Origin of the sequence: Yeosuana marina (genome assembly GCF_011762485.1) — a bacterium.
GTDB classification, from domain to species: domain Bacteria; phylum Bacteroidota; class Bacteroidia; order Flavobacteriales; family Flavobacteriaceae; genus Yeosuana; species Yeosuana marina.
Window position 1 is genome coordinate 1 of sequence record NZ_JAAKGI010000014.1, and the last position, 21,931, is coordinate 21,931.

Genomic DNA, 21,931 nt, shown 5'->3' on the forward strand with positions numbered 1-21,931 from the left:
AAAACTGCTTTTAAACGTCGATAGAAATTGTGCTCTGGTACGCGAACACTTAACTGAAAATTGTTGAATAATTTCTCTTGATAATCTTTCTTGCCTTGCATTCCTAAAAATAAGAACTTTCATGCAAATCTTAAAATTTTAAACTATATTTGAGTGTTGTGCAACAGGCACACCGTATAAAAATAATGCTTAGTTTAGTGCTTAATCAAGGGTTAGTGCGTTTTGCTAGCTTCTGATTTTCCTTCGGAAAATCCTCGCACACAAAACCGCACTATTCTTATACAATCACGTTAGCAACAAGCAAAACTTAACGCAGATGAAAACTGAATTCAAAGAAGAACAGAAATTTACTCAATGGTGGCTTTGGTTGATTTTAATTTCAATTGGAATTTTACCAATATTCGGAATTTACAAACAACTGATTTTAGGAGAACAATCTGGAGATAAGCCAATGTCTGACCTTGGATTAATAATATTTTCGGTGTTCGTTTTCGCGTTAATCGGACTTTTCCTTATTATGAAATTAAAAACCTCGATTGACAAAAATGGAATTCAAATGGATTTCTTCCCTTTTACGAAAAAGAGAGTTGAATGGACTGAAATAAAAAACACAAAAGTTGTGAATTATGGATTTGTTGGCGGTTGGGGAATCCGACTTTGGACAAAATACGGAACAGTTTACAATATGAAAGGAAATAATGGACTTGCGATAGAATTGAAAAATGGAAAAAAATTTCTAATCGGAACTCAAAAAGAAACTGAATTGAATAATGTTGTGAAAAAAATGCCAGTTGCTAACAATGTATAACCGCAATTACGGCGGATTCGACTACGTCCGAATCCACTCGGAATTGCTAAAGTCTGTGCCAAACCGAAAATTATTAACTTTAAATCCGTAACTGACGGTTATACGAAACCGTTGTAAGCAAGCTAAAAACTCGAACAAACATCAAAATTGGAACAATTACTTTCAGAAGAGGATATTAAAGAAATTCTATCTAATAATAGAGAAAATCCTGTTTTTAAATACTATGGCTTTCGTTTAATGTCGACGGACAAACATTCATTTAAAGAGGTTATTGCTATTTCGGACAAACATAATCTGATTTTAATAAAAGGAAATGAAGATACAGGAAACGAGCATATTCGAGAAAGACATAATTTTTGGTCTACTAAAAAATATATAGTTCCTGATGATAATGGTGGTTTAAGATTTCAAAACCAAAGTAGATTTCCAATGGGAGTTGCACCAATCAACTATCTGAAAATAGCTGATGAAATTTACTCAACAGAAAATCTGATTGAAAACAATTCTCACCCAATGGCAGAAAAGTTTGATTTGTATATTGGAGAATATTTATTTGACAAGCCTAAAAAAGAAAAAGTTAAGCTTCTACTTTATAAAGGAACTAAAATCGTTCATTCACTTTTTTTAGCAAGAGATTCATATAATCAGAAAAGAGCAAAAAAATTTCCGTTTGCAAGAGGAAAAGTCAAATTCAAAACAAAAAAAGGAATAGAAGAAACTTTTATTCCATATTACGATGTGACAACCAAACTTCGTTATGGAATTTCGATTGAAAAATATCCTTCAGAGGATATGGAACATATTTATTTGCTAATTTTCAATCCTAAAGATTATTCAGGTCATAATTTCATTAAACTTTTGGAAAGAAAACTAACATATTTTCAAACAAAAAAACACGAGGAAGTTACATATCAATTTAATGATTTAAGTGAGGTTGAAAGATATATAATGGATATAGATTACGGAATAGAAAACGGATATTTGAAATTTGGAGAACAATAAAGCCAGCTTACAACACCGTATAAAAATAATGCGTAGTTTAGTGCTTAATCAAAGGTTAGTGCAGTTTTGCTAGCTTCTGATTTTCCTTCGGAAAATCCTCGCACACAAAACAGCACTATTCTTATATAATCACGTTGTGGTTAATTTGAAAAAATGACAATAGAAGAACTAAAATCGAATATAAAATGGTGGGAATCTAAAAGATGGATTTATAATGTCGCTGTTGGACTTTTCGGAATTTTTGCTATTTATGATGGACTTTCAAGAGGAGAATACTTTTGGACTTTAGACGACACAATCGGAATTATAGTTTGGGGAATTGGAGCAAATATTTTTTACTCATTAGGAATCTTATTAGAATTATTTGATTGGTATTATCTGAAAAATAAAGTCGGAATTAAAAAACTGCGAATAATATTCTTCATAATCGGACTTTTATTTAGTTGCTTCTGGACTTTATGGTGTGGTTGGCTCTACTTTGCAAAACCTTATTTATGGTAAAAAAAATCATTTTTCTATTTGTGATTTTGACAATAATCAGCTGCAAAAAAGAAAAAGTTGATGGAATCATTATTGGCGACACTTTGCTTGTTCATCAATCTTTGTCGGAAAACATAAAAATGGAAAGTTTGATTAACCACGCTCTGAAAAAAGATAAAAACGCAATCATTGGAATAAAAAAATTTCCGAATGGTGGAGCAGCAAGTTCTTATGATTTGGGTTACGTTTTAACCCAAATAATTTATCGAATTGGTGAAAACGAATTTGCAAATATTTTAAGAGAAATACCAAAATCGGAACTAAATGGATTTGAAGGACTAATAGCTGTTGGACTTGAATATGGAGACAATGACTACGATGGAAAAATGGACAATAAAAGAATGGAAACGGAATTTCCAAAACTAACTAAAATACTGAATGAGTAAAAAAACTAACCACAACACCGGCTATAGTTCATTGCTTCTGACTTTCCTTTCGGAAAGTCCTCACAAATTTGCTATCTCCGGTTTACGGCGGAAAATCATAGCTGATTTTCACGCAACGAAACTATAGCCCAACCGTCAGACTGCGCAAAAACTTCTTCTTAAAAACCATTAATGATTCTTTTTAAATTCGTATCTTAAAGCACTGATAATCAATACTTATTTCTATGGATTTTATTAATGGATTCAACAGAAACCAATTACTAATGATGGATTTATGATCTTCTTCGGTCTTTACTATTTTCTAAATCCTTTGATTATTATTTTAACTCAAAAAGCTTGGTTCAAAAATTTTGATCTTCACTACGAAATTCAACCTGAAAGAATTATTATTAAATCGGACAAAAGTAAATCTGAACTTGATTATTCTGATTTAAAATCTGTTCAAAAAAGGAAAACATATTTTGCTTTAAAAACAGATTCAAAACAAGGGATTTATCTTCCAATAAAATTATTAGAACCAACTGAAATTGATATTTTGAACAAACTTAAGCCGTGTATAGCTCATTGCGGCTGAATTCCTAATCGGAATTCATTGCAATTTGCTATCTTTCGGTTACGGTGGAAAATCCTTGCGGATTTTCACGCAACGAAACCATACACAATCACGTTATGCTAAAAAAACATTGTGCAAACAATAGCAATTCTATATCAAGCCAAACTTCCACCAATTAAAGGTGGAATTCAGAAACCAATGAAACCTGGTGGTTATTCGGATAGTGGAGCTGACATTGCATATGAATTGGAAAAAAATGGTATCCGAATAGTTACGCCAATCAGTAAACCAAATATTAAAACAGATTTAGATTGGGTATTTCCCGATACAAAAAAAGGAATTCAAAATGCGTTGGACAAAGGAGCAAACACTTTTTGGTTAAACACCGTTTTATACAAAAAACACGAAATAGAAAACTACTTTAACCGAGATTTTAAATTTATCGGACAATTACCAAGTCAAGTTGATATTTACGATGACAAATATTTTACGAATGAACTTTTAAGAAAAAATAAAATTCCTATTCCTAAAACGAAATTAATTTCAACAGAAAATTTGACCATTTATACATTGGATATTGATTTTCCAATAGTCGCTAAGCCAATAAGAGGAAGAGGAAGCCAAGGTGTTTCGCTGATTAGAAATCAAAAAGAATTGGACGACAAGCTAAACAAAATATTCTCGAATAACGAGTATGGAAATACAGTTTATGTCGAGCAATTTTTAAATGGACAAGAAATAACTGTTACTGTAATGCCATCTGGTAATTATTTGATTGACAATCAGGAAAAAATTTATAAAAATCCTTGGTGTCTTCCTGCTGTAAAAAGATTTAACCATAAAGATGGAATAGCACCTTATAACGGAATTGTAGCAGTAATGAAAAACAGTTCAGTTCTCGAAAATAAGGAGCTAAACTCAAGAAAAATAATTGAAGTTTACAGACAATGTGAAAAAGCGAGTGAATTATTAAATATCAAAGCACCAATACGAATAGATTGTCGTGCGGACGAAAATGGAAATTATTTCTTGTTCGATTTAAATATGAAACCCAATATGACAGGACCATCAAGACCTCACAGGCAAAATCAAGATAGTTTGACATTATTGGCTTCGAGAAAAATTGGATGGAATTATATAGATTTATTGAAAAATATGATTAAACAATCGTGGAAAGCCAGTTGCTAACAAACGTATAAAAATAATGCTTAGTTTAGTGCTAATCAAAAGTTAGTGCGTTTTGCTAGCTTCTGATTTTCCTTCGGAAAATCCTCGCACACAAAACCGCACTATTCTTATACAATCACGTTGGGCACCAAAATAAAGAACTGAATGCTAAATTTTGATTTTAAAGAAAACTATATTTTAGAAGATGATTTTGTGAAAATGAGTCCTCTAAAAATTGAGCACGTTGAAAATTTAATTGAAATCGCAAATGAAACTGACATTTGGAAATACTCATTCGTAAAGGGGAACGGAATTGAAAATCTGACTAAATATATACAATCAACTATCGACAATCGAAAAGCTGAAAAAGATTATCCCTTTGTCGTTTTTGACAAAATTAAAAATCAATTTGCGGGAAGTACAAGATACTGTGAAATAGTTCCAAGTTTAAAAGCTATCCGATTAGGGTACACTTGGTACGGAAAAGAATTCAGAGGGACTGGATTAAATAAACATTGTAAATTTTTACTATTTGAATTTGCATTTGAAAAAATTGAAGCTGAAAGAATCGGACTTGGAGCCTACATCGAAAATGAAAGAAGTATTAGAGCAATGGAAAGTGTCGGATGTCAAAAAGAAGGAATATTACGTGGAATTTTTCCAGCAACTAATGGAATTGGACGAACTGACGGAATTTTAATGAGCATTCTGAAAAGTGAATGGAATGACAATGTAAAATCTGAACTAAAGAAGAAATTGAATAAAATGCCTACACACAAAACCGTATAAAAATAATGCTTAGTTTAGTGCTTAATCAAGGGTTAGTGCGTTTTGCTAGCTTCTGATTTTCCTTCGGAAAATCCTCGCACATAAAACCGCACTATTCTTATACATAATCGTTGTGCAACAGCTAAAAAAATGACGGAAGAGTTAAGAAAGTTCCTTGAAAAAGAAAAACGGACAGAAGAAAGGAATAAAAAAATATGGAAGATTATAGATAAGATTTACTTACCACTTGCAATACTTGCTTTGATATTATCAATTATCCTTTGAAAATAGAGACTAATAATGCAATAATAGATATTACAATAGCGACAAGTTCTGACCAATAGCTGAAATTCTTATACCAAACAAAATGATTTTCGGATATGGCATTTCTACCTTTATCAGTTATACCTCAAAAATCAGTTTCTCCTTTGCCGTGCAATCTGAATTTTTTAATATAGTCGTTGTAATGAAGAGCACCAATGAGAAGATTGACCGAATCTAAACTATAGTTAGTTTTTCTATGTATGTCTTCAGTACTTAAAGTTTTACCAGCTTCTTGAGTATTTGATGTTGTAAAACTTTTGTCATTATAGACTTTTAAAAGAAGATTCAATATTTTATGTTTTTTAAGACTTGACATAGAAAGAAAATTTTGACTAAATTAACAAACTAAAGCGGAAAAACAACACATCGGAGAAAAAAGCCAATTGCACAACAAAGAGCTAAAAAACAAATAGCTTAAGAAGAACAACAATCAATGTGTTTTATTAAAAATAGTTTTTCTTTTATAAAATCATTATATTAGTATCAAAATACAACAAAAGATCTTATCAAATAAGTTACCTATTCGGTTACCAAGGTGTGAAATAATACGTAACTATTTGATTATTAAAAAAGTACATTGGGATATTTCTACCTGTCATCCCGACGAATTTAGAAAATAAAAATATCAAAAACACTAATAATTTAATAATTATTAGTGTTTTTATTTTATTAATATCTCGTCTGATTTTTGCGAATATGAGTAAATAGTTTTTAATAAAATTAGGTTAAGTTTTTACTTCTATACCTTATTACTTTGTATAAAATTATAACCCGAATTCATTTTTTATGTTTTAAACTAAATATGTTTCGATTTATGTTTTTTTCTTGAAAATACATTTATATATTTGCAGCCTTAAAATACGTAAAAGTATTTTTAAATTTTAGTTATAGAATTTAGTCTAATATAGATTATTTTCTACTAATTAATGGTCGCGTAGCTCAGTTGGATAGAGCATCTGCCTTCTAAGCAGACGGTCACAGGTTCGAATCCTGTCGCGATCACTACAGCACCTTTCAAAAAGTGTTAAAACCTTGCAAACTATATGATTTGCAAGGTTTTGTAGTTTTAAGGGAGCAATTTATTTTGATTTGATTTGAGATTAAATGGTTCTAAATCGGTCAACAGTTTAAAAAAATGAAAAAGTGTTGACCGAATAAGGGGTTAAAATCCTTATATTTAGATAGTTGTATTTGGCTTTCGTCTTAGTAAATGTTTAACTAAAGACGATAATTATGAAAAATCGATCCACTTTTAGCCTTTTATTTTGGGCTAACACCTCACGTATTAAAAACGATCAAGTTCCAGTTTATGCAAGGATAACAGTTAATGGTAAACGAACAAATTTAAGCTTGCAAAGACGCATACCCATTTCTAGTTGGGATGCAAACAAGGGAAAGGCAAGAGGGACTAAACAACAAGCTAGACTTTTTAATAAGTATCTAGAGCAAGTAAGAGCAAAAATTTATGAATCTTATGAAGACTTGCTGAGTGAAAATAAATTAATTACTGCTCAATTAATTAAATCCAGGTTTTTAGGAATGGATGAATCTGGCAAAACATTGTTGGAATTATTTAAATATCACAATGAAGTTTCCAAGGAAAAATTAAATAGCCATACGCTTCGTCATTATAAAGTAACTCAAGGGTATTTAGAAAAGTTTTTAAACGAGAAACTGAAAACTACTGATGTTAGTTTACAAAGTTTAAATTATTCATTTATTGTCGATTTCGAATGCTTTATCAAATCCTACCAGCCCAAGGACCATCAACGAAAAATGAGTCATAATACAGCAATGAAACATTTGCAGAGATTACGTAAAATGGTAACTATGGCGTATCATATGGAGTGGATAATTAAAGATCCATTTGTTAGGTTTAAAAGCTCATTTGAAAATAAGCGCAGGGAGTTCTTGACAGATGCTGAGTTGGATTCGTTAGAAAAATTTCATTCATCTATTGAAAGACTTAACATTATTAAGGATTTGTTTCTTTTTAGCTGTTATACAGGGATATCTTATATAGATATGAACGGGTTAACAGCTGACAACATTATCTTAGGTATGGACGGAAATTATTGGATAAAGTCTAAGAGGAAAAAAACAAATTCCTTTTTGGAAATACCTTTATTGAATCAGGCTAAAAATTTAATAAAAAAATACGAGGGACATCAAAGAACCGTCATTTCAAATACGCTTTTCCCTTGTTTCTCAAATCAAAAGATTAATAGTTATTTAAAAGAAATTGCCGAGTTAAGTGGCCTTAAAAAAAACTTAACCTTTCATATGGCTCGTCATACCTTTGCTACGACGGTTACCTTGAGCAATGGTGTTCCCATTGAGACAGTTTCTAAACTTTTGGGACATACTAAAATAGCAACTACACAAATTTATGCTAGGGTAATTAATAAAAAGGTGAGCGAGGATATGTTTAAGTTGAGTGAAAAGCTGCAAGTTAAATAGATTTCTCTTTTGAATTAAAAAGTATGAATTTACAAAGTTGATATCCCAAAATAGACACATGATACCCACATTTTGATCGTAACCCACTTTGATTATTGTTAATAACTTAGAATACATATAATTACTGGCATTTTTTTGACATTTTCATTTAGGGTAATTGATATGAAAAAGATAAAAGAAAAATTTGGTAATGGTTTTGATTATATGGTTTGACTTATTTTGTTTTAATTTGTTGTTTATCAAATATTTGTGAATAACTATTTCAGGTTTTTTCTTCTTTCAATAGCTCAGTTTTATACCTTTATTTCCACACTCCCATAAGGGAAAACAAAGGCCTTTGTTCATTTTATTAACTCAAAAACAATAAAAATGGACAATCTATTAATACTTGAACGGCTTGACCGTTTGGAAAAACAGCTCATTGGCCAAAAGGAGGTCTTGACCTTTGATGAAGCCTGTGATTATGCGGGAATATCCAGGAGTTATTTGTATAAGTTAACATCCTCTGGCAGGATACACCACTCAAAACCCAATGGCAAAAAGCTCTTTTTTGAGAAGAAGAAACTGATTGAATGGCTACTACAAAACAATCAGAAATCAAAACAGGAGCTTGAAGCCGAAGCTTTGGTCTATACTATGCGCCGTAAGGTGAGACAGGGAATCCTTCATTTAAAACAGTTATCATGAAGAACATACCTTATATACGTGTAGGCACGTCGTATTATAAGCGTGTCAAAGCACCCACTATTGCCGGAGGTTTTAATGAATTGCTTGTGCATTGGACTCAAGAAATCATTAGGCAAGATCATGGTAAAGATTTAATTAGTAAAATACCAAAGTACGATGGCTTTACCTGTATGCCCAGCCATCTGAATTTTCAGCAGGAATACTTTGGATTTTATAATATTTACTCACCATTATCGAATACTCCAATTAAAGGCGATTTTAGCTTAAGCATTGAATTTGTATCCCATATTTTTGGAAAACATTACGAACTGGGGCTGGATTACCTGCAATTACTCTATACCAGGCCTATCCAAATTTTGCCAATTTTATGTCTGGTTTCTAAGGAGCGTTCCACAGGAAAAAGTACCTTTTTAAAGTGGCTTAAGAAAATCTTTGAAAATAACATGACTTATCTTACCAACGATAGTTTTACAAGTCAATTTAATGAGGATTGGGCCAATAAACTACTCATATGTATTGATGAAGTCCTCTTTAATAAAGAAGAACTTACTGAGCGTATAAAGTATTTGAGTACAACAAATACTAATAAACTTGAGGCCAAACGTAAGGATAGAAGGGAAGTTGAGTTTTTTGGAAAGTTTGTGCTATGTAGTAATAATGAAACAAACTTTATCAAAATAGATGCTCTTGAAACGCGATTTTGGGTATTAAAAGTACCGTCAATATCTCAAGAGCTTACTAATTATCTGGAAAAACTAACAGAAGAGATTCCTGCTTTCCTACACTTTTTAAAGCACCGAAAGTTGCATTCTCCCCATAAAACCAGAATGTGGTTTACAGAACAACAGATAAAAACACCGGCACTTGTCAAACTGGTTCAAAATAACAGAAACCGTGTTGAAAAAGAATTGGCCAGTATTCTCTTGGGTTTCATGGAGAATTATGATATGGAAGAAGTGCATTTATGCCCGATGGATGCATTGCACCTCATGAACAGAACCCGGGTACGAACAGATTTGACACAGCTAAGGAAGCTGTTGAAATTTGACTGGTGTCTGGAAAATCAAAAGAACTCCAATAAATATAAACGGCTTATTATTTTAGGTGATGGCAGTATAGGTGAGAATACTGCCAAAGGACGCTACTTTACTGTAAAAAAGGATTTCCTGATTAAAAATTTTGATGATTTGATGACGGATTAACGAAACCCTTAGTATTTATAGGAGTTTAGGCTGTCATCAAACTGTCATCACTTTGTCATCAAACTAAATAATGATGACAGAGAACTAAAATTTAGAATTTAAAACGATGAGATGATGACAAATTGATGACAAAGGAAATGTAGATGTGCTCTAGGTTTACAGAGGATTGTCATCATATCATCAAAAAATCACCTAAAAACATTTTGCAGATGAAAAGAAAAATAAATTGTGAAACAGCTCGCAATTTTCCAGTGGTAAAGGCGCTGGAAAAATTAGGGCACTTTCCCAATAGTGAAACGGAACAGGAAGCATGGTTTCTGAGCCCTTTTAGGTCAGAAACACAAGCCTCTTTGAAGGTCTCTAAAAGAAAAAACAGATGGTACGACCACGGACTGGGCATTCGCGGTAATGTGATCGATCTGGTCATTATGGTTTTGAACTGTACGGTAAAGGAAGCCCTGACATTTTTAAATGACAATCCAACCTCTTTTTCTTTTCAGCAGCAGCAAATCCCTTTTGAGGAAGATCCCCATATGATAGAAGTGGTGAAAGCCCAGGAAATAAAACATCCGGCATTAATCCAGTATTTAGGTTCCAGGAAGATACCACTAGCTATAGCAAACCTCTATAGTAAACAAGTATGGTATAAATATAATGGAAGCCTGTTTTTCGCTATTGGACTCGAGAACATAAAGGGAGGATGAGAACTTCGCAATAGGATTATCAAAAATTGCAGCAGTCTCAAATCCCATAGCCTTATTAAAAGAGACGGCAAACAATTGGTTATTGTGGAAGGTATGTTTGATCTATTCTCGGTGGCGGTATTAGAAGAAGAACTAACCAGTACTTCTGATATTATTGTGCTCAATTTCCTTGCTTTTATTAGAGACGTGGAGGATTATGTTAATCATTATGTTAATGGTTATGTTAGAATCTTGCTCTATTTGGATAATGACAAGGCAGGTGATAAAGCCACTAGGTATTTAACAGAAAAATTTCCCTCTGTAATTGACCAAAGGGAAACCTATAAAAACCATAAAGATTTAAACGAACACCTGTGTCATGTTGGAGGAAGCTGATTTTGAATATATACCCCCGGAAATGCAGAAACAATCGCAACTGACTTTAGAGATTCCTACCGATGCAATTGATCAATCCGATAGTATTGCATTGGAACTGGAAACAGGTGCAACGAAAGAGAAGATGGTCTTGGGTAGGAATTCGAGATGTGTGTCTGTGGACACATTCTCACCTGCTCCCGAAGGTCGCAGAGAAAAAAGAGTGTTTAAGAGGAAAGAAGAACTCGTTAAGTTTCGATGTTCCGTTTACGAAAAGAAACTGCTGAAGGTAAAAGTAAAAAGTACGGGTTGAGCGTTAGTGAATACATCAGGCGCTCTGTTTTTGAAAAGGAAATCACTGAACGCTTTAGCGAAGAACATATCCAAATCTATAAAATGCTTATTAAATAAAGATAATCTTATTAAAAAGTTAGATAGTGTTTTTTTTAAAGAAAGCAATACTGGTATGTCAATTAATAAATACTAGGAAATGGAAAATAAAAAATGATATAAGGTTATCTTAATAGAATTGGGAATTTTAAAGTGACTTACAATTGTTAAAAATTAGTAAACAAATTTGTTTACTAATTTATTTATTTCTAATTTTGAAATAGAAGACAAAGTATGTTACCTAAAATAGATAAAATAAAAGGAATACACCCTGGGCTTATATTACACCGTGAAATAAAACGAAATAATATTAAAAGCTCTCAATTGGCTATGACTATAAATGAGCATAAGCAAACTATTAGTGCTATCATAAATCAAAAGAGAGGTATTACCGCAGAGCTATCTATTAAATTGGCAGAATACTTTAATACAGAAGAAGATTATTTTATGATGTTGCAGGCAGGTTATGAAGTAAAAAACAAATTGGCTTCCAATAGTAAAAGAAAGCCAAATCTAGACAACATCAGGAGAGTACTGTTTTGGGATACTTCTTTTGATAAAATTGATTGGAATAAAAACAAACGTGCCATTATCCAAAGGATTTTAGAAAGGGGTAATGATAAGGAAATCAACGAAATTATAAAATTCTACGGTAAAGCAACGGTTTCTAAAATAGCAAAATCTATTAATCGGTCTCGTCTATCTACATTCAAAAAGAATGCAGAAAATTATGGCCTTATTTAAGTTTTTAAATGCCTTTACATCTCAATACTGTTTCAGATCTTCTATGGGAATCCTTAACGACACTAATGGCTATTGAAGAGTTTAACAGTTTTCGATTAGTAGGGGGTACGTCATTAAGTTTGCAACTAGGGCACAGGGAATCCATAGATATTGATTTATTTACTGATGTTGAGTATGGTAGTTTGGACTTTGGTCGTCTTGAAAGGATTCTAAAGGAAGTGTTTCCTTATGTCGATAATTCAAGTATAGGCGACGTGGTTTTTGGAAGGTCCTATTTTGTTGGAAATGATGCTCATAACGCTTTTAAGTTGGATATTTACTATAGTAATGAACCCTTTGTTTTTCCTTTGCTGGAGATAGATAACATAAGATTAGCATCAAAGGAAGAAATTGCGGCAATGAAGCTTGAAGTTATTGCTAATGGTGGGCGTAAAAAAGATTTTTGGGACATCCACGAACTTTTGGATGTCTATACTTTGGAACAAATGCTAGGGTTCTATGAACAACGAAATCCGTATGGTTCAGCAAGAGAAGAGTTATTGGAAAGATGTTTGGATTTTTCTTTGGCGGAAGATGATTTAACACCCAACTGTTATAGAAATCAAGATTGGGAGCTTATGAAAATTGATATTGAAGAAGAGGTACAAAAAATAATGAATGACTTTTCCGGATTCTGAAAAGGTTATCGAGCAAGCTACTGAACAAGTCACCCACAAGTTGAGCGCCTATTGAATGTCATAAGACAAGAGTGATTTGTGACTCAATATATGGTGGTTTAATTTAAAAAGGAAATAATTTCAATCTACCTTCAAAAATATTAAAATACTTTTCTTTCATTTCATCAGAAAGAAAAGAAATGTCAATTAAGGCTTTCCATTTAGGAATTGTATTTTGTATTTGCTTTAAAATTGTATCTAATGCTTTGTCGCTCAATTGTAAGCGTTCTTTAGCGTAATAATCGATAAAATCAGTTGTTTTGAGATTGCTTTTTTTCCCCTTTAAGGTTAATGCAATTTCTTCTTCTGGGTTTTTAATCGCAATACTTGAATTTAAAAAATCGTATACTGGAGCTAACATTGTTTTCCCTTTTTTTGTAATTAGTGAAAAGTTTTTCAAGTGCATATCTTCATTACCTGTGACAAAACAAAAAAGAATCCGTTTGAAAAAATCAGCCTTTTCTACAGCTGGAAATGAGCAAAATTCGTCAATAACTGGTATTAGTTTTTCCATTGTAAAACGATACTTGGTATCTCTTGTGTTACCAGTTAATTGTGCAAAATCTTCTGTAGCATATTTTTTGCCTTTTCCGTATCGGTCAAATCGTTTTATAAAATAAGATAAGCTGCCATCTTTTCCGTAGACCATACCATGAAATGGAACTTCCAAGTTAAAGGTAGAAGCCATTCGCATTGTTAAATCTTCATTTTCTGGTAGTTGAGGGAATAAATCATTTTGAGGTTTTATAATGTATGTTCCAAATTGGTCTACAATTTTAAACTCCTGGTCAACTACAGAAATGGAAGCACTCAATTTAGGCTGAACACCTTGAATAGATATTTTTTTTGCTCTATTGGCAGCTTCTCGTCGAAGTTCAGCTGCTGTAAAGGGTAAATCATTCAAATACGTCAATTTAGGAGCTATCTTTCGAAGTCCCTTTTCACTGTATTTTTTGTTACCACATAATTCGTATGTAATAGGGCATCTATTCATTGTCTAATAATTTGACTGTTACAGCGCCTACTAAATCGCTTCCAGTAGCAATTAACTGAGAAAAATAATCGTTTTTATCTATTTTGGCAATCTTTAATAAGCCTTCTAACATAACACCTTCAGGTAATAAACCTTCAAAAAAAGGAGGGAATGATTTATAGCCATATGTTTTGTGGTTAGTAGGCATGGTCAAAGAAATAGGCACACCATCATAATTATGATCATATTCAAAGGTATATTCGCTGGGGGAGACCTCAGTTAACACCCCAGCTCTTTTTCCATGTACCATTACAACCGCTTTTCTCATTGTTATCATTATTTAGGCAATGGACTTTTAAACTCTACTTTAATATTCAAAACTTCGAGCACGGCTAAAAGGTTACTCCAACGAACCGTTTCTTTGTTTTTTTCAATATCAAAAACGGTTGTTTTCCCTATTCCTGCTAGATTTGCTAATTCAAGCTGTGTGAGTCCTGCTTCTTTACGATGGACTTTTATTAAAGCACCTAAATCTAAATCATTCATTTTTTACCGTTTAAGCAGTAAATGTAATAATTTTTGGAATCAAAAAGGATAAAAATGCAGAAAATTTTTTAAAATCACCGTTATAGCGGTAAAAAAAGAGGTTGGAATCATATCATTTGGTAAAATAATGCTATATTACTAAAAATTACTGATATAGCGGTAAAAAAGGAAAGGTATGTATTCATTGATATACACATCTTAGTTACATTAATCATTTTTATTAAATATTTTAATAAAGCTACTTTAATAAGAATTGAGATTCATTAAATTATTTTAACTTTGTAACGGACGAAAATCGAAAACACTTCTTAATCGGTTAACAAATCGGTCAACAATTGCAAATATTGACACTAAAGATGTAGTAAATATGCGAGATTCCAGATTAGGTTCGAATCCTGTCGCGATCACAACACTTAAAACCTCACTATTTGTGGGGTTTTGTTGTTTTATATAACAATAAAGGAAAGTATTTATTGTTATTTGAATTAGTTTATAGTAAAATTGCAGGTAACAAATGAATACAAATGTTTGATTTAAATAAATTTTCAATTTCTAGAGTTGCACTACCCTTAGCTACTTTATTAGCGTTATTTACGTCGCTTGTTTTTTATTTTATTATGGGAAGACACCCTGTTCTTCTTCAGGGTTTTCTTGTTATATACATTATATTTGGTTCAATAAGAACTTTTTTTGCTTATAAAAATGAAGGAGGTCTTTTAAGACTAATTAAAGATTTAATAATAGGAACCTTAGCAATACTAGCTTTATTTTTTATGGGAATATGTATTGGTTGGTTAGCGTGTTAAAATAGCTCAGATGTTATTCCTTAAAAGTAATTTGATTTATAACTGACTAATATCATATTCTACTATTAAACAATTTCGTTATATTTGTTTTGACATAACGAAAATAAAATGATAAGTATTGAAGATGCTATAAAGGCTGTGGTTGAAAGTGGTAATACTATTTCAACATCAATAACCTTACCTATAGAAAATGCGCTTAATTTAGTGCTGTTTTCAGATGTTTATTCTCCAATAAATATGCCTCCATTTAGGCAATCTGCTATGGATGGTTATGCGCTTAATTTACATAACGATTTAACATATTCGTTAGTTGGCGAAATAAAAGCAGGAGATTCTCATCAACCCATTTTAAAAAAAGGAGAAGCTATTCGCATATTTACAGGCGCTGCAGTTCCAGATTCAGCGAATGCAGTTATCATGCAAGAAAAGGTGATTTCAAAAGAAGGTGCTATTGTTGTTGAAAGCAATCCTGTTGAGGAGCAGAATATTCGCCCTACAGGAGAACAGGTTAAAAACGACGAAATAGCTTTAAAAAAAGGAACAAAGTTAACACCCGCAGCTATTGGTTATCTGAGTTCGTTAGGAATTATCGAAGTATCTGTTTACAAAAAACCATCAATTGCATTAATAACTACAGGTAACGAACTTATAGAAGCTGGGCAACCATTAACCTACGGAAAAATATATGAAAGCAATTCGATAATGCTTAAAACAGCACTATTGAATCTTGGTTTAGAGGATGTTTCAATTCATAAAATTGAAGATAATTTTGACGATACCTATAATAAACTACAAGAGGCCGTCGAAAAAAATGACATGGTTATAATTACAGGAGGTATTTCAGTTGGTGATTATGATTTTGTAGGTAAAGCTCTGAAAGAGTTGGATATAGAAGAGATTTTCTATAAAGTCAATCAAAAACCTGGGAAGCCTTTATTCTTCGGAAAAAACGATCATACCTTGGTATTTGCGCTTCCAGGAAATCCGTCAGCGGCATTATCTTGTTTTTATATCTATGTTTATACTGCGTTACAAAAAATGACAGGCTTAAAAAATACCTTAACTAAAGTCATGGCAATTTCAGCATCGAATTTTGAAAAGAAAGGAGATAGACCTCAATTTTTAAAGGCTATTTATAATGATGGAACGGTTACCATTTTAGAAGGACAAAGTTCTGCTATGCTACAAACGTTTGCTATTTCGAATGCCTTGGTAAAAATGTCTGGAGATTTAGACCAGATTAAGATTAATGATATGGTTGAAGTGTTATTACTTCCTATTTAATTTTTTTTGAGATGACTTATAAAATAAAAAGTAGAATCTGGATTGAACTCGATGATAAAGAATTTCTTGGAGAAGGGAAAGTACAATTATTAAAAGCTATTGAAGAGACTGGCTCCTTATCTAAAGCAGCTAAATCTCTTAACATTTCATATAAAAAAGCATGGCATCTTATGAATGCTGTTAATAAAACAACCAAAAAACCGGTAACTGTAAATAGTATAGGAGGTAAAGGGGGCGGAGGAACAGAATTAACATCCTACGGAAAATCATTAATCCTTGTTTTTGAAGAGATGAATAAAAAATGTTGGGATTTTTTAGATGTTCAACTTGAAAAAATTAAAAGTTTATAACTATGTTACAATTAGAAAATATCTATCTTTTTCTGTTGATATTACCTATTATATCCTTTTTATATTCTAGTGTTGGTCATGGAGGAGCTAGTGGTTATTTAGCCCTAATGGCACTATTTTCGTTTGCTCCAGAAACCATGAAACCTACAGCGCTATTGCTTAATTTGTTTGTGGCAGGTATATCATTTTACTATTATTTTAAAGAAGGATATTTTAATAAAAAACTGTTTTTATCATTTGCTATAACTTCTATTCCTTTTGCTTTTTTGGGTGGGACCATCGAGATAGATGCCTCTATTTACAAAAAAATATTAGCAATTTTATTGGTGTTTGCTATATTAAAAATGCTGAATGTCTTCGGAAAAGAAAGTAATAGCATTAAACAAGTTAAACTGTGGCAAGGCCTTATCGTTGGTGGCGTTATAGGTTTTTTCTCTGGGTTAATTGGTATTGGTGGAGGCATTATATTAACTCCTGTTATTTTATTGTTGCATTGGGGAAAAATGAAAGAAGCGGCTGCTGTTTCTGCCTTATTTATTTGGGTGAATTCCGCGTCAGGTTTAATAGGGCAACTAAGTACAGGAATTGTTATACAATGGGAATCTTTTATATTAGTTGCTATAGCGCTTGTTGGAGGTGTTTTAGGTGGGTATGTAGGAAGTAAAAAATTAAATAATAAAAAGCTCAGATATATGCTAGCAATAGTTCTTGTTATGGCTTGTCTTAAATTATTTTTTACGTGATCATGATAGATAAAAAAGACATAACTGGTATTATTTTAGCAGGTGGAAAAAGCTCCAGAATGGGAACAGACAAAGGATTTTTGAAGCTAAATAGAAAATCATTTGTTGAATATAGCATTGAAGCAATGAAACCTTTGGTATCTCAAATGATGATTGTTTCCAATAATGCAGATTATGATGCTTTTAAGTTGAAACGAGTTGAAGATGTTATTAAAAATTCAGGTCCTTTAGCAGGTATTTATTCTGGATTAAGTCATTCAAAAACCGATTATAATTTGGTGTTAAGTTGTGATATTCCGTTCATTAAAACAAGTATCTTAGAAATGCTAATTAACGCACAAGATGGTGATGCCGATATTGTTCAAATTTTAAGTGATGGTAAGCCAATGCCATTGATAGCATTGTATAAAAAACGTTGTGAAACCATATTTTATAATCTTTTGCAGAATGATGAACGCCGTTTGCATGTTGCTCTTAATCAGTGTATAGTAAAAAATATAGAATTGAACCCTGAATGTGATGTATTTACAACAAACATTAACACACCTGAAGAATTAAAAGAAATAGAACATGTTGATAAAAATTAAATATTTCGGATTGCTAACCGAAGTCACTAATTGTCAAGAAGAGACAATTGATTTTTCAGGAAATATTATTTCAGAATTATTAGAATTGTTATTTGTAAAGTATCCTAATTTGAAAAATAAAGAATTTCAAGTGGCACAAAATCAGGAGTTAGTGCCAGTTGAAGCGAAATTACTCAGTAACGAAATTGTTTTGCTACCACCTTTTTCTGGTGGATAATAAAAATATGAAGCTAAAGCAGGATTTGATTCCCGCTTTCGCAGGAATTTATGGATAGATATAACCGACATATTATACTTTCAGAAATTGGTCAAACGGGCCAGAACAAACTTTCTAAAGCCAAGGTTTTAGTGGTTGGCGCTGGCGGATTGGGTTGTCCGGTTTTGCAATACCTTGTAGCGGCTGGTGTTGGAACGATTGGTATTATTGATTTTGATGTGGTTGAAACGTCTAACCTTCAACGTCAAGTGTTGTTTGGTTCATCTTCTTTAGGACAAAATAAAGCTGATGCCGCAAAACATAGATTATTAGACTTGAATAACAGCATTACAATAATTTCATATCCAGAAAAATTAACCTTTCAAAATGCGATTGAGTTATTCAATGAATACGATATTATTGTGGATGGAACCGATAATTTTGAAACGCGTTATTTGATTAATGATGCCTGCGTCATCACCAATAAACCATTAGTATTTGGAGCAATTTTTAAATTTCAAGGTCAAGTAGCAGTTTTTAATTATAATAATGGTCCAACTTACAGATGTGCGTTTCCAAAGATACCTAAACAAGGAGAGGTTCCAAATTGTTCAGAAGTAGGCGTTTTAGGTGTGTTACCTGGGATTATTGGAACCATGCAAGCTAATGAAGTGCTTAAAATAATTTTAGGAATTGGCGAGGTGCTTTCAGGAAAGTTATTGTGTTATGATGCGTTAACTAATAAAACTTTTACAATAAAAGTAAATAGATTAGACGAGGAAATTCAAAGCATTCTAAAAAATAAGGATGATTTCAATAAACGAAAAATGGATTCTGTTTGTAAGGTTGAAAATTTTGAAGGTTCTATTAAGGAATTTTTGAACCAAGAAAACGTTCAATTTATTGATGTAAGAGAAGTTCATGAACAACCAAAGGTAGAAGGTATTTCTGTTACTAATATTCCTTTAAGTTCATTTTTAGAGCATTTAGATTTAATAGATAAAGATAAGAAAAAAGCTGTTTTTTGTCAGTCAGGAATAAGATGTAAAATGGCAGTTTTCATTTTAAATAAACATAATATTCAAGATTGTTATAGTATTAATGAAGGTGCTTCAGAAATAATTGAAATTTTAAATAACCGTCATTGCGAAGGAGGAACAACTGAAGCAATCCATTCAAATTCAATGACTCATAAAAAGAATACAAATGAGTGATAAAAAATCTAAAAATGTTTTTATTAAAGGTGCTATTTCATCTGAATTTATAGGTAATTCAATAGCCAAACATCAAACCAAAACAAGTATTGGTGCCCATAATATCTTTTTAGGTCAGGTTAGGGCAGATTTAGTGAACAATAAAACTGTCTCAGCTATAGAATATACAGCTTATGAAGACATGGCAAATGCAAAATTTCATGAGATTCGAGAAGCAGCCTTTGAAAAATTCGAACTTACCTGTATGCATATTTATCATAGTTTAGGAACTGTAAATGTTGGAGAAATTTGCTTGTTCGTTTTTGTATCGTCACCACATAGAAAAACAGTTTTTGATGCTTTAGAATTTATTGTTGAAGAAATAAAAGCAAATGTACCGGTCTTTGGAAAAGAGATTTTTGAAGATAATTCACATCAATGGAAAGTTAATAATTAAGTTATGGTCGATATCACGCATAAGAGTTCCACATTAAGAACAGCAATGGCACAAGCCATTGTAAAAGTTAGCAAGATTGAAACGATTGAGGCAATTAAAAACGATACCGTTCCAAAAGGAAATGTGTTTGCCATGAGTAAAGCAGCGGGCTTATTAGGTGTTAAAAGAACTCCTGATATTTTGCCCGATTGTCATCCGTTACCGATTGAATACACCAGTGTTGAATATGAAATAAAGGGGTTGGAAATAACGGTTTTGTTTACTGTAAAAACGATTTACAAAACGGGAGTAGAGGTAGAAGCAATGCATGGAGCTAGCGTAGTCGCATTAAACATGTATGATATGCTAAAGCCAATTGACAAAGGCATCGAAATTCATCACATAAAACTGCTTAACAAAAAAGGTGGTAAATCAGACTTTACAGATAAATTTAGAAAGAATTTAACAGCAGCTGTGATAGTTTGCTCTGATACTATTTCAGCAGGACAAAAAGAAGACAAAGCGGGCAAAGCTATTATTAAAAAACTAGAGGAATGTGATGTTAAAATTTCCAACTACATTATTATTCCAGACGAAATTGATAGTATTCAAGAAAAGGCAAACCTATTTCAACAACAGGGAATCGATTTAATTATCTATACAGGCGGAACAGGATTATCGAGTAGAGATGTCACACCTGAAGCGTTATTGTCTATTTTAGACAGAAGAATTCCTGGTATTGAAGAAGCTATCCGCAATTACGGACAAGATAGAACGCCATTTTCAATGTTATCGCGAAGCATCGCAGGAACTTTAAAAAATACGTTAATTTTAGGGTTGCCAGGATCAACAAACGGAGCAAAAGAATCTATGGATGCTATTTTTCCATCCGTTTTACATATTTTCAGAATATTAAAAGGTGCTAGACACGACTAAATGACAAATAAAAATAACATATTACAAGATTCACATGGTCGAGACCATACATATTTACGAATTTCTTTAGTAGAGCGTTGTAATCTTCGCTGTTTCTATTGTATGCCGGCAGAAGGTGTTCAACTAACGCCTAAAAGCCATATCATGAAGTATGAAGAGGTTTATGACATAGCCAAAACATTTGTTAAACATGGTGTTACTAAAATACGCTTAACTGGAGGCGAACCTCTAATTAGAAAAGATATCCCTTTTGTTTTAGAAAAATTAGCGTCTTTACCTGTTGAATTATCAATAACAACCAATGCTATTATCATTCATAAATTTATTGATACGTTAAAGTTATATGGTGTCAACAATATTAATGTGAGTTTAGATTCTTTAGTAAAAGAAAAGTTTAAAAAAATAACCCTCAGAGATCAATTTGAGGTGGTTTATAACAACATCTTACTCTTGGTAAAAGAAGGTTTTAACGTGAAGATTAATGCCGTATTGATGCGTGGTGTTAATGATGATGAGATTATTGATTTTATCAACCTAACAAAAGAGTTGCCAGTCTCTATACGTTTTATTGAGTTTATGCCTTTTGATGGTAATAAATGGGATTTAAGCAATATGGTGTCTTATGCTGAAGTAATGACCTATGTTAACGCATCTTTTCCAGAAGAAACTATTGAACGCTTACAAGATGCTTCAAATGACACAGCTAAAAACTATAAAATTAAAGGGTATAAAGGAAGTTTTGCAATTATTAGTTCGGTAACCAATCCGTTTTGCGATTCTTGTAACAGACTTCGGCTAACCGCTAACGGACACTTAAAAAACTGTTTATTTTCTTCTTCAGAATCTGATTTGTTAACCACCCTTCGAAAAGGGAAATCTATTGAACCGATTATTCAAAAAGCCGTCCAAAATAAATTAAAAGTTAGAGGCGGCATGGATACTTTAGAAAAATTGCAAGAGCCAAAACGTCATAATAATAACCGAAGTATGATTACTATTGGTGGGTAAGATTTGTTTTGTGAGTTTATAAATCGATAATCATTATATTAAAAAAGTTATTATATTTAATAAGATGA

At 32.2% G+C, this 21,931-nt stretch carries 28 protein-coding genes, 1 tRNA gene and 1 pseudogene; 26 read left to right on the forward strand and 4 right to left on the reverse strand.

From position 1 onward, the window contains the following. Positions 1 to 316: 316 nt before the first annotated feature. The 7 genes from G5V56_RS11565 to G5V56_RS11595 all read left to right on the forward strand — a co-directional run bounded on the left by G5V56_RS11565 (position 317) and on the right by G5V56_RS11595 (position 5,245). Positions 317 to 808 (forward strand): phosphoethanolamine transferase domain-containing protein, encoded by a 492-nt coding sequence (locus G5V56_RS11565; protein WP_166965135.1) that lies wholly within the window; start codon positions 317 to 319, stop codon positions 806 to 808. Between the two features lie 147 nt (positions 809 to 955). Beyond that, on the forward strand, positions 956 to 1,810 hold the full coding sequence (locus G5V56_RS11570) for a hypothetical protein (RefSeq protein WP_166965138.1): 855 nt from the start codon (positions 956 to 958) through the stop codon (positions 1,808 to 1,810). Between the two features lie 153 nt (positions 1,811 to 1,963). Next, positions 1,964 to 2,311, forward strand: a complete 348-nt coding sequence (locus tag G5V56_RS11575) for a hypothetical protein (protein ID WP_166965140.1) — start codon at positions 1,964 to 1,966, stop codon at positions 2,309 to 2,311. Beyond that, the gene (locus G5V56_RS11580; RefSeq protein ID WP_166965141.1) at positions 2,305 to 2,736 is read left to right on the forward strand and encodes a hypothetical protein; all 432 of its coding nucleotides are present in this window, start codon (positions 2,305 to 2,307) and stop codon (positions 2,734 to 2,736) included. The genes G5V56_RS11575 and G5V56_RS11580 overlap by 7 nt, the downstream gene beginning before the upstream one ends. 310 nt (positions 2,737 to 3,046) lie before the next feature. After that, the gene (locus tag G5V56_RS11585; RefSeq protein WP_166965143.1) at positions 3,047 to 3,310 is read left to right on the forward strand and encodes a YcxB family protein; all 264 of its coding nucleotides are present in this window, start codon (positions 3,047 to 3,049) and stop codon (positions 3,308 to 3,310) included. Between the two features lie 111 nt (positions 3,311 to 3,421). Further along, positions 3,422 to 4,477: an ATP-grasp domain-containing protein gene (locus tag G5V56_RS11590; RefSeq protein WP_240911304.1), complete on the forward strand. Its 1,056-nt coding sequence runs from the start codon at positions 3,422 to 3,424 to the stop codon at positions 4,475 to 4,477. A gap of 144 nt (positions 4,478 to 4,621) precedes the next feature. Next, complete coding sequence (locus G5V56_RS11595) at positions 4,622 to 5,245, forward strand: GNAT family N-acetyltransferase (RefSeq protein WP_166965145.1); 624 nt, start codon at positions 4,622 to 4,624, stop codon at positions 5,243 to 5,245. Positions 5,246 to 5,633: 388 nt separating this feature from the next. Here the strand turns inward: G5V56_RS11595 and G5V56_RS11600 are convergent, their stop codons facing one another. Next, positions 5,634 to 5,864, reverse strand: a complete 231-nt coding sequence (locus G5V56_RS11600; protein ID WP_166965147.1) for a hypothetical protein — start codon at positions 5,862 to 5,864, stop codon at positions 5,634 to 5,636. Positions 5,865 to 6,476: 612 nt separating this feature from the next. On the opposite strand from G5V56_RS11600, the gene G5V56_RS11605 reads away from it, so the two are divergent. The 9 genes from G5V56_RS11605 (at position 6,477) to G5V56_RS11635 (ending at position 12,766) form a co-directional block, all read left to right on the forward strand. Beyond that, positions 6,477 to 6,550 (forward strand) — tRNA-Arg (locus tag G5V56_RS11605). A gap of 231 nt (positions 6,551 to 6,781) precedes the next feature. Further along, entirely contained in the window at positions 6,782 to 8,008 is a 1,227-nt protein-coding gene (locus G5V56_RS11610) for a site-specific integrase (RefSeq protein WP_166965149.1), read from the forward strand. A gap of 369 nt (positions 8,009 to 8,377) precedes the next feature. Continuing rightward, the gene (locus G5V56_RS11615) at positions 8,378 to 8,695 is read left to right on the forward strand and encodes a helix-turn-helix domain-containing protein (protein WP_166965151.1); all 318 of its coding nucleotides are present in this window, start codon (positions 8,378 to 8,380) and stop codon (positions 8,693 to 8,695) included. After that, a complete protein-coding gene (locus G5V56_RS11620; RefSeq protein ID WP_166965153.1) occupies positions 8,692 to 9,897 on the forward strand; it encodes a primase-helicase family protein in 1,206 nt (401 codons plus the stop codon). The genes G5V56_RS11615 and G5V56_RS11620 overlap by 4 nt, the downstream gene beginning before the upstream one ends. A 209-nt stretch (positions 9,898 to 10,106) precedes the next feature. Next, positions 10,107 to 10,601 carry a hypothetical protein gene (locus G5V56_RS19075; protein WP_240911306.1) on the forward strand — a complete coding sequence of 165 codons (495 nt, stop codon included), beginning with the start codon at positions 10,107 to 10,109 and terminating at the stop codon, positions 10,599 to 10,601. An 84-nt stretch (positions 10,602 to 10,685) separates the two neighbouring features. Further along, on the forward strand, positions 10,686 to 10,976 hold the full coding sequence (locus tag G5V56_RS19080; RefSeq protein WP_262886924.1) for a toprim domain-containing protein: 291 nt from the start codon (positions 10,686 to 10,688) through the stop codon (positions 10,974 to 10,976). 237 nt (positions 10,977 to 11,213) lie between these two features. Further along, positions 11,214 to 11,366 carry a plasmid mobilization protein gene (locus G5V56_RS19200; protein ID WP_339917962.1) on the forward strand — a complete coding sequence of 51 codons (153 nt, stop codon included), beginning with the start codon at positions 11,214 to 11,216 and terminating at the stop codon, positions 11,364 to 11,366. Positions 11,367 to 11,579: 213 nt separating this feature from the next. Then, the gene (locus G5V56_RS11630) at positions 11,580 to 12,089 is read left to right on the forward strand and encodes a HigA family addiction module antitoxin (protein ID WP_166965155.1); all 510 of its coding nucleotides are present in this window, start codon (positions 11,580 to 11,582) and stop codon (positions 12,087 to 12,089) included. A gap of 8 nt (positions 12,090 to 12,097) precedes the next feature. Further along, positions 12,098 to 12,766 carry a nucleotidyl transferase AbiEii/AbiGii toxin family protein gene (locus G5V56_RS11635; RefSeq protein ID WP_166965157.1) on the forward strand — a complete coding sequence of 223 codons (669 nt, stop codon included), beginning with the start codon at positions 12,098 to 12,100 and terminating at the stop codon, positions 12,764 to 12,766. A gap of 103 nt (positions 12,767 to 12,869) precedes the next feature. Here G5V56_RS11635 and G5V56_RS11640 read toward each other — a convergent pair whose 3' ends face one another. The 3 genes from G5V56_RS11640 to G5V56_RS11650 are packed head-to-tail and all read right to left on the reverse strand — an operon-like array spanning position 12,870 to position 14,324. Beyond that, positions 12,870 to 13,799, reverse strand: coding sequence for a HipA domain-containing protein (locus G5V56_RS11640; protein WP_166965159.1), 930 nt, complete (start codon positions 13,797 to 13,799; stop codon positions 12,870 to 12,872). Beyond that, positions 13,792 to 14,106, reverse strand: a complete 315-nt coding sequence (locus tag G5V56_RS11645) for a HipA N-terminal domain-containing protein (protein WP_166965161.1) — start codon at positions 14,104 to 14,106, stop codon at positions 13,792 to 13,794. Before G5V56_RS11645 ends, G5V56_RS11640 begins: the two co-directional genes overlap by 8 nt. An 8-nt stretch (positions 14,107 to 14,114) precedes the next feature. After that, positions 14,115 to 14,324: a helix-turn-helix domain-containing protein gene (locus G5V56_RS11650; RefSeq protein ID WP_166965163.1), complete on the reverse strand. Its 210-nt coding sequence runs from the start codon at positions 14,322 to 14,324 to the stop codon at positions 14,115 to 14,117. 524 nt (positions 14,325 to 14,848) lie between these two features. On the opposite strand from G5V56_RS11650, the gene G5V56_RS11655 reads away from it, so the two are divergent. The 10 genes and pseudogenes from G5V56_RS11655 to moaA all read left to right on the forward strand — a co-directional run bounded on the left by G5V56_RS11655 (position 14,849) and on the right by moaA (position 21,863). Next, positions 14,849 to 15,130 (forward strand): hypothetical protein, encoded by a 282-nt coding sequence (locus G5V56_RS11655; RefSeq protein ID WP_166965167.1) that lies wholly within the window; start codon positions 14,849 to 14,851, stop codon positions 15,128 to 15,130. A 108-nt stretch (positions 15,131 to 15,238) separates the two neighbouring features. Then, positions 15,239 to 16,414, forward strand: coding sequence for a molybdopterin molybdotransferase MoeA (locus G5V56_RS11660; protein WP_166965170.1), 1,176 nt, complete (start codon positions 15,239 to 15,241; stop codon positions 16,412 to 16,414). Between the two features lie 11 nt (positions 16,415 to 16,425). Beyond that, entirely contained in the window at positions 16,426 to 16,764 is a 339-nt protein-coding gene (locus G5V56_RS11665; RefSeq protein WP_166965173.1) for a winged helix-turn-helix domain-containing protein, read from the forward strand. A 2-nt stretch (positions 16,765 to 16,766) separates the two neighbouring features. After that, on the forward strand, positions 16,767 to 17,507 hold the full coding sequence (locus tag G5V56_RS11670; protein WP_166965176.1) for a sulfite exporter TauE/SafE family protein: 741 nt from the start codon (positions 16,767 to 16,769) through the stop codon (positions 17,505 to 17,507). A gap of 2 nt (positions 17,508 to 17,509) precedes the next feature. After that, positions 17,510 to 18,094, forward strand: coding sequence for a molybdenum cofactor guanylyltransferase (mobA, locus tag G5V56_RS11675; protein ID WP_166965180.1), 585 nt, complete (start codon positions 17,510 to 17,512; stop codon positions 18,092 to 18,094). Next, positions 18,078 to 18,311 (forward strand): MoaD/ThiS family protein, encoded by a 234-nt coding sequence (locus G5V56_RS11680; protein ID WP_166965183.1) that lies wholly within the window; start codon positions 18,078 to 18,080, stop codon positions 18,309 to 18,311. The genes mobA and G5V56_RS11680 overlap by 17 nt, the downstream gene beginning before the upstream one ends. 47 nt (positions 18,312 to 18,358) lie before the next feature. Beyond that, positions 18,359 to 19,504, forward strand: a pseudogene (gene moeB / locus G5V56_RS11685) (molybdopterin-synthase adenylyltransferase MoeB); the annotation flags it as partial. Then, positions 19,497 to 19,940 (forward strand): molybdenum cofactor biosynthesis protein MoaE, encoded by a 444-nt coding sequence (locus G5V56_RS11690; RefSeq protein WP_166965189.1) that lies wholly within the window; start codon positions 19,497 to 19,499, stop codon positions 19,938 to 19,940. The pseudogene moeB and the gene G5V56_RS11690, both read left to right, overlap by 8 nt. 3 nt (positions 19,941 to 19,943) lie before the next feature. After that, positions 19,944 to 20,855, forward strand: a complete 912-nt coding sequence (gene moaCB / locus G5V56_RS11695) for a bifunctional molybdenum cofactor biosynthesis protein MoaC/MoaB (protein WP_166965192.1) — start codon at positions 19,944 to 19,946, stop codon at positions 20,853 to 20,855. Continuing rightward, positions 20,856 to 21,863, forward strand: a complete 1,008-nt coding sequence (gene moaA / locus G5V56_RS11700) for a GTP 3',8-cyclase MoaA (protein ID WP_166965194.1) — start codon at positions 20,856 to 20,858, stop codon at positions 21,861 to 21,863. It abuts the gene before it with no gap. Positions 21,864 to 21,931: the final 68 nt, after the last annotated feature.

What these genes read in the sequence shown, in the direction of transcription:
- G5V56_RS11565 (WP_166965135.1), top strand. Translation starts at nt 317, where the DNA reads ATGAAAACTGAATTCAAAGAAGAACAGAAATTTACTCAATGGTGGCTT.
- G5V56_RS11575 (WP_166965140.1), top strand. Translation starts at nt 1,964, where the DNA reads ATGACAATAGAAGAACTAAAATCGAATATAAAATGGTGGGAATCTAAA.
- G5V56_RS11580 (WP_166965141.1), top strand. Translation starts at nt 2,305, where the DNA reads ATGGTAAAAAAAATCATTTTTCTATTTGTGATTTTGACAATAATCAGC.
- G5V56_RS11595 (WP_166965145.1), top strand. Translation starts at nt 4,622, where the DNA reads ATGCTAAATTTTGATTTTAAAGAAAACTATATTTTAGAAGATGATTTT.
- G5V56_RS11600 (WP_166965147.1), bottom strand. Translation starts at nt 5,864, where the DNA reads ATGTCAAGTCTTAAAAAACATAAAATATTGAATCTTCTTTTAAAAGTC.
- G5V56_RS11610 (WP_166965149.1), top strand. Translation starts at nt 6,782, where the DNA reads ATGAAAAATCGATCCACTTTTAGCCTTTTATTTTGGGCTAACACCTCA.
- G5V56_RS11615 (WP_166965151.1), top strand. Translation starts at nt 8,378, where the DNA reads ATGGACAATCTATTAATACTTGAACGGCTTGACCGTTTGGAAAAACAG.
- G5V56_RS11620 (WP_166965153.1), top strand. Translation starts at nt 8,692, where the DNA reads ATGAAGAACATACCTTATATACGTGTAGGCACGTCGTATTATAAGCGT.
- G5V56_RS19075 (WP_240911306.1), top strand. Translation starts at nt 10,107, where the DNA reads ATGAAAAGAAAAATAAATTGTGAAACAGCTCGCAATTTTCCAGTGGTA.
- G5V56_RS19200 (WP_339917962.1), top strand. Translation starts at nt 11,214, where the DNA reads ATGTTCCGTTTACGAAAAGAAACTGCTGAAGGTAAAAGTAAAAAGTAC.
- G5V56_RS11630 (WP_166965155.1), top strand. Translation starts at nt 11,580, where the DNA reads ATGTTACCTAAAATAGATAAAATAAAAGGAATACACCCTGGGCTTATA.
- G5V56_RS11635 (WP_166965157.1), top strand. Translation starts at nt 12,098, where the DNA reads ATGCCTTTACATCTCAATACTGTTTCAGATCTTCTATGGGAATCCTTA.
- G5V56_RS11640 (WP_166965159.1), bottom strand. Translation starts at nt 13,799, where the DNA reads ATGAATAGATGCCCTATTACATACGAATTATGTGGTAACAAAAAATAC.
- G5V56_RS11645 (WP_166965161.1), bottom strand. Translation starts at nt 14,106, where the DNA reads ATGAGAAAAGCGGTTGTAATGGTACATGGAAAAAGAGCTGGGGTGTTA.
- G5V56_RS11650 (WP_166965163.1), bottom strand. Translation starts at nt 14,324, where the DNA reads ATGAATGATTTAGATTTAGGTGCTTTAATAAAAGTCCATCGTAAAGAA.
- G5V56_RS11655 (WP_166965167.1), top strand. Translation starts at nt 14,849, where the DNA reads ATGTTTGATTTAAATAAATTTTCAATTTCTAGAGTTGCACTACCCTTA.
- G5V56_RS11660 (WP_166965170.1), top strand. Translation starts at nt 15,239, where the DNA reads ATGATAAGTATTGAAGATGCTATAAAGGCTGTGGTTGAAAGTGGTAAT.
- G5V56_RS11665 (WP_166965173.1), top strand. Translation starts at nt 16,426, where the DNA reads ATGACTTATAAAATAAAAAGTAGAATCTGGATTGAACTCGATGATAAA.
- G5V56_RS11670 (WP_166965176.1), top strand. Translation starts at nt 16,767, where the DNA reads ATGTTACAATTAGAAAATATCTATCTTTTTCTGTTGATATTACCTATT.
- mobA (WP_166965180.1), top strand. Translation starts at nt 17,510, where the DNA reads ATGATAGATAAAAAAGACATAACTGGTATTATTTTAGCAGGTGGAAAA.
- G5V56_RS11680 (WP_166965183.1), top strand. Translation starts at nt 18,078, where the DNA reads ATGTTGATAAAAATTAAATATTTCGGATTGCTAACCGAAGTCACTAAT.
- G5V56_RS11690 (WP_166965189.1), top strand. Translation starts at nt 19,497, where the DNA reads ATGAGTGATAAAAAATCTAAAAATGTTTTTATTAAAGGTGCTATTTCA.
- moaCB (WP_166965192.1), top strand. Translation starts at nt 19,944, where the DNA reads ATGGTCGATATCACGCATAAGAGTTCCACATTAAGAACAGCAATGGCA.
- moaA (WP_166965194.1), top strand. Translation starts at nt 20,856, where the DNA reads ATGACAAATAAAAATAACATATTACAAGATTCACATGGTCGAGACCAT.